This window comes from Micromonospora sp. WMMD729 (assembly GCF_049315225.1).
GTDB lineage: Bacteria > Actinomycetota > Actinomycetes > Mycobacteriales > Micromonosporaceae > Micromonospora.
In genome coordinates this window covers 2,686,633-2,698,985 of sequence record NZ_CP186059.1, presented here as the reverse complement: position 1 = coordinate 2,698,985, position 12,353 = coordinate 2,686,633, and the positions used below count along the sequence as shown (strand labels likewise).

General features: G+C 72.9%; 13 protein-coding genes. 4 read left to right on the top strand and 9 right to left on the bottom strand.

Features of this window, described 5'->3' with window-relative positions; genetic code table 11:
* Window positions 1–257: 257 nt before the first annotated feature.
* The 4 genes from ACN263_RS12330 to ACN263_RS12315 form a co-directional block, all read right to left on the bottom strand.
* On the bottom strand, window positions 258–1,229 hold the full coding sequence (locus ACN263_RS12330) for a pirin family protein (protein WP_422739937.1): 972 nt from the start codon (window positions 1,227–1,229) through the stop codon (window positions 258–260).
* 87 nt (window positions 1,230–1,316) lie between these two features.
* The gene (locus ACN263_RS12325; RefSeq protein ID WP_422739936.1) at window positions 1,317–2,084 is read right to left on the bottom strand and encodes a hypothetical protein; all 768 of its coding nucleotides are present in this window, start codon (window positions 2,082–2,084) and stop codon (window positions 1,317–1,319) included.
* A 628-nt stretch (window positions 2,085–2,712) separates the two neighbouring features.
* On the bottom strand, window positions 2,713–3,276 hold the full coding sequence (locus tag ACN263_RS12320) for a hypothetical protein (protein WP_422739935.1): 564 nt from the start codon (window positions 3,274–3,276) through the stop codon (window positions 2,713–2,715).
* Between the two features lie 493 nt (window positions 3,277–3,769).
* Window positions 3,770–4,081 (bottom strand): MazG-like family protein, encoded by a 312-nt coding sequence (locus tag ACN263_RS12315; RefSeq protein WP_422739934.1) that lies wholly within the window; start codon window positions 4,079–4,081, stop codon window positions 3,770–3,772.
* Between the two features lie 238 nt (window positions 4,082–4,319).
* On the opposite strand from ACN263_RS12315, the gene ACN263_RS12310 reads away from it, so the two are divergent.
* Window positions 4,320–5,699: a hypothetical protein gene (locus tag ACN263_RS12310; RefSeq protein WP_422739933.1), complete on the top strand. Its 1,380-nt coding sequence runs from the start codon at window positions 4,320–4,322 to the stop codon at window positions 5,697–5,699.
* A gap of 53 nt (window positions 5,700–5,752) precedes the next feature.
* Here the strand turns inward: ACN263_RS12310 and ACN263_RS12305 are convergent, their stop codons facing one another.
* The 3 genes from ACN263_RS12305 to ACN263_RS12295 all read right to left on the bottom strand — a co-directional run bounded on the left by ACN263_RS12305 (window position 5,753) and on the right by ACN263_RS12295 (window position 8,240).
* Entirely contained in the window at window positions 5,753–6,466 is a 714-nt protein-coding gene (locus ACN263_RS12305) for a hypothetical protein (protein WP_422739932.1), read from the bottom strand.
* 233 nt (window positions 6,467–6,699) lie between these two features.
* Window positions 6,700–7,812 carry a DUF3626 domain-containing protein gene (locus ACN263_RS12300; protein ID WP_422739930.1) on the bottom strand — a complete coding sequence of 371 codons (1,113 nt, stop codon included), beginning with the start codon at window positions 7,810–7,812 and terminating at the stop codon, window positions 6,700–6,702.
* Window positions 7,809–8,240, bottom strand: coding sequence for a VOC family protein (locus ACN263_RS12295; RefSeq protein ID WP_422739929.1), 432 nt, complete (start codon window positions 8,238–8,240; stop codon window positions 7,809–7,811). Before ACN263_RS12295 ends, ACN263_RS12300 begins: the two co-directional genes overlap by 4 nt.
* A gap of 107 nt (window positions 8,241–8,347) precedes the next feature.
* Here ACN263_RS12295 and tsaA point away from each other — a divergent pair, with 107 nt between their 5' ends.
* Window positions 8,348–8,761: a tRNA (N6-threonylcarbamoyladenosine(37)-N6)-methyltransferase TrmO gene (tsaA, locus tag ACN263_RS12290; RefSeq protein WP_422739928.1), complete on the top strand. Its 414-nt coding sequence runs from the start codon at window positions 8,348–8,350 to the stop codon at window positions 8,759–8,761.
* Window positions 8,762–8,773: 12 nt separating this feature from the next.
* On the opposite strand, the gene ACN263_RS12285 is transcribed toward tsaA, so the two are convergent.
* Both ACN263_RS12285 and ACN263_RS12280 read right to left on the bottom strand, forming a co-directional pair.
* Complete coding sequence (locus tag ACN263_RS12285) at window positions 8,774–9,403, bottom strand: MBL fold metallo-hydrolase (RefSeq protein ID WP_422739927.1); 630 nt, start codon at window positions 9,401–9,403, stop codon at window positions 8,774–8,776.
* Entirely contained in the window at window positions 9,403–10,488 is a 1,086-nt protein-coding gene (locus tag ACN263_RS12280; RefSeq protein WP_422739926.1) for an S-(hydroxymethyl)mycothiol dehydrogenase, read from the bottom strand. Before ACN263_RS12280 ends, ACN263_RS12285 begins: the two co-directional genes overlap by 1 nt.
* Window positions 10,489–10,671: 183 nt before the next feature.
* On the opposite strand from ACN263_RS12280, the gene ACN263_RS12275 reads away from it, so the two are divergent.
* Window positions 10,672–11,094: a hypothetical protein gene (locus ACN263_RS12275; RefSeq protein ID WP_422739925.1), complete on the top strand. Its 423-nt coding sequence runs from the start codon at window positions 10,672–10,674 to the stop codon at window positions 11,092–11,094.
* Window positions 11,095–11,164: 70 nt separating this feature from the next.
* Window positions 11,165–12,340, top strand: a complete 1,176-nt coding sequence (locus ACN263_RS12270) for a low temperature requirement protein A (RefSeq protein ID WP_422739924.1) — start codon at window positions 11,165–11,167, stop codon at window positions 12,338–12,340.
* Window positions 12,341–12,353: the final 13 nt, after the last annotated feature.

Sequence of the window (12,353 nt, the reverse complement as noted above, 5' to 3'; positions counted from 1 at the left end):
CCGGGACAGGCGGGCGCCCCCTTGGCCACGAACCGCGACCGGGGGCGCCACGCAAACCTGCCCAGGCGGTGAACCACGTCCGAACCGGTCGCGGCCACCAGGCGGTGGATGCCCGCCCGAACCGAGCGGTCAGCACTGCCGGGTACAACCATACGACAGAACATCCTCCGTACGGTCAGTTTTTGCGGAACTGTGGGCCATGGCACGTCGGGCCGGGTGGGCGGCCCCGCCTTGACGGCCACGCGCTACGGGGGCGGTCAGCCGTGCAGGCCACCGCTACGGTCCCGGGCCTTGAGCCGGGTGGTGGGCAGGGCCGGCGCCGGCAGCGGCGACGCCGCGTCCTCGGCCACCACCCCGAACCGCCGCCCGGCCATCCAGTCCTCCCGAGCCTCGGCGATCTCCTCGTGCGAGCGGCCCACGAAGTTCCACCACATGACCAGCGGCTCCTCGAACGGCGTACCGCCCAACAGCAACAGCCGCGCCCCCGCGCCGCCGCGCACGGTCAGCTCCCGCCGGCCCGTACCCAGGTAGAGCAGCGCCCCCGGCTCGAACCCCACCCCGGCGGCCTCGGCCGCGCCGGACATCGCCAGCACGGCGTACTCGAAGTCGGGCCGCAACGGCAGCGTCGTCGGCGCCGACCCACCCAGCTCGAGCTGCACCCCCACCAGCGGGGTGTGCACCACCGCCGGCGAGCGCTGCCCGGCGAACTCACCCACCAGCAGGGTCGCGTCGACCTCGCCGTCGCGCCAGCGCGGCAGGTCGGCGTGGTGGGCGAAGTCGGCCGCGCCGGCCCGCGCCGGGTCCGGCAACGCCACCCAGAGCTGCACGCCGTGCATCACCGGTGGGTGCGTGGCGGGCGACCGCTCCGAGTGGGCGATGCCGCGCCCGGAGGTCATCACGTTCAACTGGCCCGGTCGGATCGCCTGGACGTTGCCGAGGCTGTCCCGGTGGATGATCTCGCCGTCGAGCAGCCAGGTCACCGTCTGCAGGCCGGTGTGCGGGTGCGGCGGCACCTCCATGCCGGGTCGCTGCGCCACGTCGTCCGGGCCGAAGTGGTCCACGAAGCACCACGCGCCGACCATCCGTCGGGGCCGCTGCGGCAGCAGACGCCGCACTGTCGTGTACCGGCCCAGCGGCACGTCGTGGCCCGGCAGCAGCACGCTGCCGGGATCGACGTCGGCCACGCCGGGCGGTCGGGTCTGCGCCAGCATCGATTCGGTACGCTCCACCGCCCGACTGTACGCTCGCGCGCTCCCCCGCCAGCGGCGCTTGCGGTACGGGGTGACCGCCACCTCAACCGCTGCGGACCGGCCCGATCACGGGGTCTCGGTCACCGTCACCGCGTCGACGCCCGCCACCAGGTCGAGAAAGATCCGGTTGGGCGAGCGGTCCCATCCCGGCGTACTCACCACCTCCCCCGCGGCGACTCCGTTCCACCGCTGGTCACGGACCACGAGCGAACCGGCGCCGGCGCCCGCCCGCACCCGCACCGGCGGCGCGCCCGGCACCCGGATGGCGAGTCGGCTGGCCCCGCCGGTGAACCGCACCGTCAGCGCGCCCCGGTCCACCGGCGGCAGGATGAGATCGGTGCGCGCGGAGCCGCCGACGAGGTCCACCCCCAGCAGACGCGCCCGCGTCAGGTCCACCACCTGGTCGCTCACCCCGCCCTCCAGGCGCAGCCGCCAGGCGACCCGTTCGTTGAGCAGCACCCGTACGGCCCGTCCCTCGGACGCGCCGGAGGCCACCACGCCGAGCCGGACGGTCGCGCCGTCGAGCACCGGCCGCACCGCCACACCCGTGCCGGACGGACTGCTGATCCGGTAGAGATCGTCGCCCAGGTCCGTCACCCGCAGGTCGAACGACGTCAACCCGTCGACGAGCACGAAAGTGGCCTGCTGCCGGTCGGCCAGCGGGGCGGTCATCGTCTGGTCGGAGGCCGCCGCGGCGTCCCGCCTCGTGTGGTCCGCACCGGTGTCGCTCCGGGTCTGACCGAGACGGTACGGATCGCTGACGATCACCGCGACCGCCATGGCCCCGAGCACCAGCACGACGGCAGCCGCCGTCAGCAGCAGACGGGCGCCCACGGGCCAACGTCCCGCTTGTGGTGGCCCCGGCTCCGTGTCCTGCGATGGTCGTGGCTCTGTCTCGGGCGGCGGTTCCGCTGTGGTGGTCGTCCGGTCCCGGCTCGCCGACTCGGACTCCGGTTGGCTCGGCGGCGGGTCGTCGGCCGGCAGGTGCGCCGCAGCCGTCCGAGCCGCCGCCGTCGTCCGCGCGGGTCGCCGACCTGCGCGGCGCGCCGTCTGCTGCTCGCTTCGATGCTCGCCTTGAGGCTCGTTGCCGTCACCCACCACGGCCATACCCTGTCCCTCCGTCGGTCCCCGCAGGAGGGTACGGACGCGGCCGTCGATCGGATCACTGCGCGCCGACAACGCCACTGCGCTACGTCGCCTCGTCGGACCTGGAGAGCGTCCGCCTTCGTGATGACTCGCAGACAGCACGCCCCTCACCGGGGGCCGCCCGCCGGCACCGCCCCAATGAGCGTGATGCCTCTCCGTCATCTTGATGACTCACAGGCATCACGCCTCTGATGACGGGTCCGCTCGACGCCATCCCACGTCGCCACCCGGCACCGCACCGATGAGCGGGCTGCCTGATCTGGAGATACGCCGATGGCCGGCACCCGTCGTGGGGTGCCGGCCATCGGTGTTCGTGTCAGCTGTTCCAGTACTGGCCGACCAGGTCGGCGGCCTGCTGCTCCCACTGGGCGTACGCGTCCGGGTACGCCGAGACCTGCACGGTCTGCGCGGCCACGGTCAGCGGCATGTCCTGCCAACCGTCAACCTGACGCAGGCCCTTGAGGAACGCCGTCGTCGAGTACTCCGGATCGGTGATCTGCTCCGGCGTACCCCAACCACTGGACGGGCGCTGCTGGAACAGACCCAGCGAGTCGTGGTCGTTCATATCGCCGAGGTGGCCCAGGTTCTCCAGCTTCGACTCCTGCAGGCTGGTGGCGATGGAGATGACCGCGGCGCGCTCGGGCAGGCCGGCCTTCTTCGTGGCGGCGATGATCGCCTTGGCGTTGGCGGTCTGCTCACCGTTGAGGGTGATGTGCGACTGGTCGCCCTGCGGCTTCGGAGCGGTCGTCTGCACCGCAACAGCGGTGGGCTTGGCGTCGACGGCCGGGTTGGCGTGGGCGGCGATCGGGCCGGCGAAGACGCCACCGGCGAACGCGAGACCAGCAACAGACAGCATGCTCTTACGGAAGATCGTGTTCATGAGGGGGTTGCTCCTTCGGGGGTAGGAAACACCCACGCGTTTCAGGGGGATGCGCGGGTGTTCAGCACCTCGTCCGGGCGCTTGCAAAGTCTGAGGGGGGCGGCGGCCGGCGAGCCGGGGGCTCGGGCGCCGCGGACCGGGTTCAACGACCCGACGGCCGGGGTCATTCCCGGGGGGGCTCGGCGGCCTGCGGCGGGTTGCTCGCGGCGGCCGGTCCGGGTGTAACGACCCGACGGCCGGGGCCATTCCCGCAGGCGGGCGACTGGCCCGTGGTCCTGCGATCGTCGGGATGTGTAACGACCCCCGGCCCGCCACGATTCCGGCCCACGCGTGCGTCCGGTCACCGCAGAAAGCCCATCACCGGACATACCACCCGCTCCGGCCGGGTGATCGACTCGACTTCGCCGAAGTCGGGGTGTCCGGGACCGGTCGATGCACCCACATCGGCGAACTCGTGTCGATCACGACATCACGGCTGGCCGGCGGCCGACCCTCACGCGTTCAGGCGGGACCGGACCTTGTTCGCGCAGGACTCCAGGACGGTCCGCGCGTCGAGTCCCAGGCTCTCGATCGCCACCAGCGCGGTGAACACCACGTCGGCCAGCTCGGCCGCCACGTCCTCGCGCGTGTGGGTGACACCCTTGCGCGGATTCTGCCCGAGCAGACCGATCCAGGCGGCCGACGCCTCGCCCGCCTCCTCGGTCAGCTTGAGGATGCGGCAGGTCAGTTCGGTCTCCCCGGTGCCGTTCGCGGCGTCCAGCCAGCTCCGCGCAGCCCGGGCCGCCGCCCAGATCGAGTCGTCCACGACGACAGTCAACCGCAACGGGCCGCACCGACCGAACACCGGCACCCGCGTCGAGAGCCGACTCGCACCAGCCCGACAGCCCCGGCCTGACCGGCCCCACAGCCGCGGCCTGACCGGTCGGTCAGCGTAGCCATTGACTCCGGTCGACGGCGGTCCTAGGTTCAGGGCGCTACCGGCCGGTAGGCAACCGTCCCGCCTGGTCGCCCCGCAGGCGACATCCGTCCGATGGGGAGCATCGATGCTGTCCGTACCCGTTCGCACCCTGCGCCGCCTGGTCGCCGCCACCGCGACACTGACCCTGGCCGTCGGGCTGATCGGCCCCGCACCCAGCCTCGCCGCAGCGGCGGGCACCGCGCCCGTCACCGGCGGCGACCAGCCGCTGCCCGGTTACACCTTCCAGAACCCGCCCCTCACACCGCTGACGGTGGCGGGCAGACCGACGACGGTACGACAGGGCGTGCACCGACACGCCGCGTACATCATCGAGGTTCCCGCCCGGTGGAACGGCGACCTGGTGGTGTGGGCGCACGGCTACCGGGGTCAGGGCACGGTGCTCTCGCCGGAACCGCCGGCCTTCGATCTGCGCCAGCGGATGCTGACCCAGGGGTACGCCTGGGCGTCGTCGTCGTACGACCGGAACGGGTTCGACATCCGCTCCGGGGTGCTGGGCACGAAGGACCTCGCGGACCACTTCGCCCGGACGGTGCGCCGGCCGCACCGCACGTACCTCGCCGGGGTGTCGATGGGCGGGTACGTCATCGGCCGCTCGCTGGAGCAGTATCCCGGCTACTACGACGGCGCGCTGCCCATGTGCGGGGTGCTCGGTGACCAGACGCTGCTCGACTTCTACCTGGACTACAACCTGGTCGCCCAGGCGCTCGGCGGGGTGCGTGCCTACCCCACGCCGGCCGACTACCTGAGCAACGCGGTGCCGCGCATCCAGGCGGCGCTGGGCCTGGCCGGGCTCACGCCCACCGGCCCCGACACGACGAACGAGCGCGGCAAACAGTTGCGGGCGGTGACGGTGAACCGCTCGGGCGGGCCGCGTCCCGGCGCGGAGGCGGCGTTCGCGGTGTGGAAGGACTTCCTCTTCTCGATCACCGTCACCGACGGCGGGGACTCCCCCGCCCAGCGGCCCGGGCAGCTCTCCACCAACCTGCTCACCCGCTACCGCCCGAACAGTCCCGTGGACCTGAACTCCACCGTGCAGCGGGTCGCGCCGGAGAACGTCGTGCAGCGGCTCCTGCCGACGCTGACCGAGGTGCCGCGCATCGCCGGCCGTCCCAGCGCGCCGGTGGTCAGCCTGCACGGCCTCGGTGACCTGTTCGTACCGTTCGGCATGGAGCAGGCGTACGCCGGCGACGTGGCACGGCACGGTCGCAGCCGGCTGGTGGTGCAGCGGGCCATCCGGACCACGCAGCACTGCGAGTTCAGCCCGGCCGAGGCCGGCGCCGCCTGGGACGACCTGGTGTCCTGGGTACGCACCGACAAGCGCCCGGCCGGCGACACCGTGACCGATCCTGCTGTGGTGGCTCGGCCCGACTACGGCTGCCGGTTCAGCGACCGGGAGGCGTACGCCGCCGGGGTCGGCACCCGCCGCCTCTACGCCCCCTGCTGAGAAGACGACGACGGCCGGCTCCCGTGGTGGGAGCCGGCCGGCGTCGAGGTGGTTTACCAGAGCTGCTGGACGATGTCCGCCGCCTGCTCCTCCCACTGCGCGTACGCGTACGGGAAGGCGGAGACCTGCACGGTCTGCGCGGCGGTGGTCAGCGGCAGGTCCTGCCAGCCGCCGACGTTCTTGAGCGCGTCGAAGAACGCCGTGGCGGCGTACTCCGGGTCGGTGATCTGCTCGGGCGAACCCCAACCGGACGACGGACGCTGCTGGAACAGGCCCTGCGAGTCGTGGTCGTTGTACGCGCCGAGGTGGCCGAGGTTGTAGAGCTTCGACTCCTGCAACGAGGTGGCGACACCGATCACCGCGCCACGGTCGCCGACGCCGGTCTTCTTGGCCGCGTCGACGATCGCCCGCGCGTTGTCGAGCTGCGCCTTGTCGAGCGGGATGCGCGACTGCGCGCCCTCGATGCCGTGCGGGATCAGCTCGTCGCGGCTCGGCTTGCCGGCCGGCGGCTTGCCGGTGGCGGAGCCGGTGGTCAGCCCGGATTCGACGGGCTGCTCCTGGTGCTGGGCGGCGGTGGCGGCCTTGCCGGTGGCGAGGTCGATGGCGGCGACGGCGCCCTGGTGCGGCCCGGAGGTGACCGGGGCGGCGGTCGCGGTCGGCGCGAGCGCCAGACCGCCGAGGGCGGCCACACCCACCACGCTCAGCGCGGTCTTGCGGTACGAGTCCTTCGCGATGGCGGGGAGCCATCGAGTGAAGTCGGACTTCACGATGGTTCCTTTCGATCGTGCGGAGCGTTCCGGGGTGAACGCCCCTCGGGAGTGACCGCGGAAAAGGGGTTTGGGCTCCGGCGGTACGGGGGACACAACCGGGTTGACGAGTCGGTCATTCCGGATATGCCGGGGTCGCGCCGAGCTGGGGTTCCGGTCACTCCCGGGAATTCGGACAGCCGGCGTGGGGCCGCGCCACGGGTGGGCGAAACCGGACGATCGACGCGGGCGGGTCAGCCCGGATGCGGCGTGCCGAACCGCACGAGGACGTGCCAGAGCTGCTTGAGGTGCTGGAGGGTGTCCGCGATCGGCCCCCGATCCGCCCACCGCTGTGGCTCGGCCACCACCGACACGGCGCCCCGACCGATCAACGCCGCATCCACCGGAACGTCCGGTTGGCCGAACTCCCGGTACAGACGTGCCGCGAGCACCGGAATCGCGGGACCCCGGAACTCGGCGTCGACCTCGTCGACGGGCAGCACGAAGCCGGGGTGCCAGCGCAGCGGGAAACCGTACCGCCGCGCGACGGATTCCAGCGTCGCGCCGGTCGCCGTGCCGGCGAAGGACGGGTCCACCACCAACTCCTGGACGTCGGACGCCAGGTCGAGGGTGCCGTGGACCTGGGTCTCCACGTAGTCGTCGAGCGCACGACCGACCGTCCCGGGCGGCGGCGACGCGTCCAGGAGCGTCCGCGTCAGGGAGGCGACGTCCGTCTCGGCGCGGCCCAGGCACACGCCGGTGCGGGCAACATCGGCCAGGAGCCCGGCGAGGACCACCTCGAAGGCGTCGATCGTCCCCAGCACGTCGGGGCCGAGATAACTGTCGCCGACGCAGAAGGTCGACCGCGCCAGCACCGCCCGGCGCAGCCGCAGGTGGCAGGAACCGAAGCGCGGGCACGCGCCGTCGGCGTGGTCGAGCAGGTTCAAGCCGCCGTAGACCGGGCGGTCCGCCGGCAGCACCCCGGTCTGCTGGTACGCGCCGCCGAACATCCGCCGTTCCCAACGGTCGCGGTCGCCGCCGGGGTACGCGGTGAGCCCGCCCGCCGAGATCCCGGTCACGAACTGGCTGCGGTACACCCCGTCCTCGTACAGGGCGGATGCGACGGGGCGCCCGTCGGCGCACAGTCGATCCGGGTGGAAGTTGACGGTGATCCGCGCGCGCCGGACGGCGGCGAGCAGCCGGTGCGCGGAGTCGTCGACACCTGCGGCGGCGAGGTGCCCGGCGATCGCGGCGAGCGCGGCGGGACGCGCGGTCACCGCCGACGACCGCACGTACCCGACGGCAGCGGCCTGTGCCGGCGTGAGAGTGCCGGCCGGCGACCCACCGCTCGTGGAGGTCGTCGTCACGGCGTGTCCGGCTTCGTCTCCAGTTCCTCGAAGACGGTGATGTGCAGGTCGGCGGGAGCGTCGAGGCGCGCGTTGAGCGACTGCCACGGCGTCAGCGTCGGCGGTGCGACCTCGCTCGCACCGGCGGCGACCAGCCGGGTCGTGGTCGCGGCGGCGTCGTCCACCTCGAAGGCCACCCGGATGCGCGGAGCGACCTGACGACCCACCTCGACCTCGTCGATGAGCCGCTTCTGCGCTGGGTTGGCGATCTCCAGGGTGGCCCGGCCGGCGTCCAGGATGACCACCCGCGCGTCCCCGTCGCTGACGAATTCGGCCTCCACGGGCAGGCCGAGGGCGTCCCGGAAGAACGCCACGGCGGCCTCGTGGTCGGCTGCCTCCACGACGAGGCGGAGCTGACGGACGACGGGTACGGGGTGCTCGGCGACCATGCGCCGGATCGTAGCGCCCGCCGACGCGGGTCGGCGTCCTCGATCCGGGCCGAGAACGTCGACCCGCGCTCTAGGCTGGCGCCGACACTGTCCCGAGAGGAGCGAGCATGGCCGACACATTCCTGCTGCGCCCGGTCGGCCGGGTCGCCTCGCCGCTGACCGACGCGGCCAGCGCCCCGCGACAGGGCGATGAGGGCGCGCCACCGGCCTGGCTGGTGTTCGAGCCACAGCTCGAGCCCGCGCTGCGTGACCTGCACGTCGGCGCGGAACTGCTGGTGCTGACCTGGTTGGACCGGGCCCGCCGGGACGTCCTGACGGTGCATCCCCGTCGGGACGAGAGCCGCCCACTGACGGGGGTGTTCAGCACCCGCTCCCCGAACCGGCCCAACCCGATCGGACTGCACCGGGTACGGGTGCTGACGGTCGACGGGCTGCGCGTCGAGGTCGCCGACCTGGAAGCCCTCGACGGCACCCCGGTGCTGGACGTCAAACCGGTGCTGGGCCCGGTCGACGAACGCTGAGCCCGGACGGGGTCAGTGTCCCCGGGCCAGCCACTCCGACAGGTGGGGCGCCTCCGCGCCGATGGTGGTGTCGTCGCCGTGCCCGGTGTGCACGACCGTGTCCGGTGGCAGGGTCAACAGCCGGGTACGGATCGACGCGACGATGGTGTCGAAGTCGCTGTACGACCGCCCGGTCGCGCCCGGCCCGCCCTGGAACAGGGTGTCGCCGGTGAACACCACACCCAGGTCCGGGGCGTGGAAGCTGCACGCGCCGGGACTGTGCCCGGGGGTGTGCAGCACCCGCAGGGCGGTGCCGGCCACCTCGACGTCCTGCCCGTCGCGCAGCTCGCCGTGCGGCGGCAGCTGGGGGTGGACCAGGTCCCAGAGCACCCGGTCGTCGCCGTGCAGCAGGATCGGCGCGCCGGTCGCCTCGGCCAGCTCGGGCGCCACCCGTACGTGGTCGTCGTGGGCGTGGGTGGCGAGGATGGCCCGCACGCGGCGGCCGCCCACCAGCGCGAGGATCGCGGCCACGTCGTGCGGGGCGTCGAGGATGACGCACTCGTCGTCGTCGCCGACCACCCACACGTTGTTGTCCACGTCGAAGGTCTGCCCGTCGAGCGAGAACGTGCCGGCGGTGACGGCGTGGTCGACCCGGACGGTCATCAGAACACCACCACCGAACGCAGCACGTCGCCGTCGTGCATCCGCGCGAACGCGTTCTCGACCTGGTCGAGGGCGATCTCCTCGGTGACGAAGGCGTCCAGGTCGAGACGGCCCTGCAGGTACAGCTCGGTGAGCATCGGGAAGTCCCGGCTGGGCAGGCAGTCGCCGTACCAACTGGACTTGAGCGCGCCGCCGCGACCGAAGACGTCCAGCAGGGGCAGTTCGATCCGCATCTGCGGGGTCGGCACACCGACCAGCACGACCGTACCGGCCAGGTCGCGGGCGTAGAACGCCTGCTGCCAGGTCTCCGGCCGGCCCACCGCGTCGATCACCACGTCCGCGCCGAAACCGCCGGTGGCCGCGCGGATGGCCTCGACCGGGTCGGTGTCGGAGGCGTTCACGGTGTGCGTCGCGCCGAACTTCCTGGCCCAGTCCAGCTTGCGGCTGTCGGTGTCCACGGCGACGATCGTCGTCGCGCCGGCGAGGGCCGCGCCGGCCACCGCCGCGTCGCCGACGCCACCGCAGCCGATCACCGCGACCGAGTCGCCGCGGGTCACGTTGCCGGTGTTCATCGCCGCGCCCAGGCCGGCCATCACACCGCAGCCGAGCAGGCCCACCGCGGCCGGCCGCGCCGCCGGGTCCACCTTCGTGCACTGCCCGGCGTGCACCAGCGTCTTCTCGGCGAACGCGCCGATGCCGAGCGCCGGGGTGAGTTCCGTGCCGTCGGTGAGGGTCATCCGCTGCTTCGCGTTGTGGGTGTTGAAGCAGTACCAGGGCCGTCCGCGACGGCAGGCCCGGCAGTCGCCGCAGACCGCCCGCCAGTTGAGCACCACGAAGTCGCCCGGGGCCACGTCGGTGACGCCCTCCCCCACCTGCTCGACGATCCCCGCCGCCTCGTGGCCGAGCAGGAACGGGTAGTCGTCGTTGATGCCGCCCTCGCGGTAGTGCAGGTCGGTGTGGCAGACGCCGCAGGACTGGATCCGGACGATCGCCTCACCGGGACCGGGGTCGGGCACCACGATGGTGGTGACCTCGACCGGTGCGCCCTTGCTGCGGGAGATGACTCCCCGGACTTCCTGGCTCACTGCGCCTCCTGGTGGTGGTCGGTGGCGGGACCCGGGACCGGGCGGTGAAGCGGGCTCGGCGGTGGGCCCCCGGGCGAACCTACCGCGATCACCACGGCCGGCCCAGTCGGCCGGGTGGCGGGTTATCGCGGGTCACGCGGGGTACGCGGGCCACGATTCGGACCACGGCCACCGGGAGTGATCATGAAACTCGCGCACCTGCCGTTGCGGGCCAGCATCGGCGCGTACTTCCTCGACTCGGGCCTCGGCAAGCGCAACCTGGAGGGCGAGGCCGCCCAGGCCATGCACGGGATGGCGGTGGCGGCGCTGCCGCAGCTCGGCCAGCTGGACCCACCGCGGTTCGCCAAGCTGCTGTCGTACTCGGAGATCGCCCTGGGGGCGGCGCTGCTCGCGCCGTTCGTGCCGGCGCCGCTGGTGGGGCTCGGCGTGACCGCGTTCGGCGCGGGGCTGGTGCAGCTCTACCTGAAGACGCCGGGAATGCGCCGGCCGGGCAGCATCCGGCCGACCCAGCAGGGCGCCGGGCTGGCCAAGGACGTCTGGCTGGTCGGCGCCGGCCTGACGCTGGTGCTGGAGGGGCTGACCCACGGTCGCCGCCGGCACGGTTGACCTGGCCGTACCGCGCCGTCGGCGACCGTTATCGTGGGCCCGACCCCGACGGTCGGCCTGAGGAGCTGCGGTGACCCACAGTCGTTCGGTGCGGCCGTTCTACCGGCCCATGCGGCCCCGCCGCCGCGACGAGCCGCACCGCGCGGCCACCCCGCTGGAGCTCTTCTTCGACCTGTGTTTCGTGGTGGCCGTGGCGCAGGCCGCGTCCGCGCTGCACCACGACGTCGGCGAGGGGCACCTCGGCCACGCGCTGCGCAGCTACCTGATGGTGTTCTTCGCGATCTGGTGGTCGTGGATGAACTTCACCTGGTTCGCCTCGGCGTACGACACCGACGACGACGTCTACCGGATCACCACGCTGGTGCAGATCACCGGGGCGTTGATCCTGGCGGCCGGGGTGCCGCGCGCCTTCGCCGAGGGCGACTTCACCGTCATCACGTACGGGTACGTGGTCATGCGGCTGGCCGCCGTCGTGCAGTGGAGCCGAGCCGCGGCCGGTGACCCGGCGCACCGGGCCGCGGCCCGCCGGTACGCCGTCGGCGTGACGATAGTGCAGCTCGGCTGGCTGCTGCGGCTGGTGCTGCCGGACGGCTGGGGCATGGCGGCGTTCGTGCTGCTGGCGCTCGCCGACCTGCTGGTGCCGGCGGTGGCCGAGCGGCCCGGCATGACCCCGTGGCATCCCGGGCACATCGGCGAGCGGTACGGGCTGTTCACGCTGATCGTGCTCGGCGAGGCGGTGCTGGCGATCTCGGTGGCGATCCAGACCGGGCTGGACGCGGGCGAGCACGGTCTCTGGGCGCTCGCGGCGGCCGGCGCGGTCATCGTGTACGCGCTCTGGTGGCTCTACTTCGACCGCCCGGTCGAGGCGCCGGACCGGTTGCCGTACTCCCTCATCTGGGGCTACGGCCACTACTTCATCTTCGCGGCGATCGCCGCGGTCGGGGCCGGCCTGCCCGTGGTGGCGGACCACCAGCGGCACCTCGCGCACGTCTCGGCGACGACGGCCGCGTACGCGGTGGCCGTGCCGATCGCCGTCTTCCTGCTGACCGTCTGGGTGCTGCACGTCCGCCGCCAGCAGCACGGCGCGGTGGTGGTCGCCTACCCCGTCGTCGCCGGGGTGGCGCTGCTCGTGCCGCTCGGTCCGGCGCCGGTGACGGTGCTCGCGCTGCTGCTGGTCGCCCTCGTGGCGGTGACGGTGGTGCTGCGGAGACGGGACGCCGGGGCCGCCACGGACCCCGCGACCTGACATCGATCTGGAT

Excerpts from the sequence above, each read along its gene's own strand:
- ACN263_RS12310 (WP_422739933.1), top strand. The coding sequence starts at position 4,320 with ATGCTGTCCGTACCCGTTCGCACCCTGCGCCGCCTGGTCGCCGCCACC.
- tsaA (WP_422739928.1), top strand. The coding sequence starts at position 8,348 with ATGGCCGACACATTCCTGCTGCGCCCGGTCGGCCGGGTCGCCTCGCCG.
- ACN263_RS12295 (WP_422739929.1), bottom strand. The coding sequence starts at position 8,240 with ATGGTCGCCGAGCACCCCGTACCCGTCGTCCGTCAGCTCCGCCTCGTC.
- ACN263_RS12275 (WP_422739925.1), top strand. The coding sequence starts at position 10,672 with ATGAAACTCGCGCACCTGCCGTTGCGGGCCAGCATCGGCGCGTACTTC.
- ACN263_RS12285 (WP_422739927.1), bottom strand. The coding sequence starts at position 9,403 with ATGACCGTCCGGGTCGACCACGCCGTCACCGCCGGCACGTTCTCGCTC.
- ACN263_RS12320 (WP_422739935.1), bottom strand. The coding sequence starts at position 3,276 with ATGAACACGATCTTCCGTAAGAGCATGCTGTCTGTTGCTGGTCTCGCG.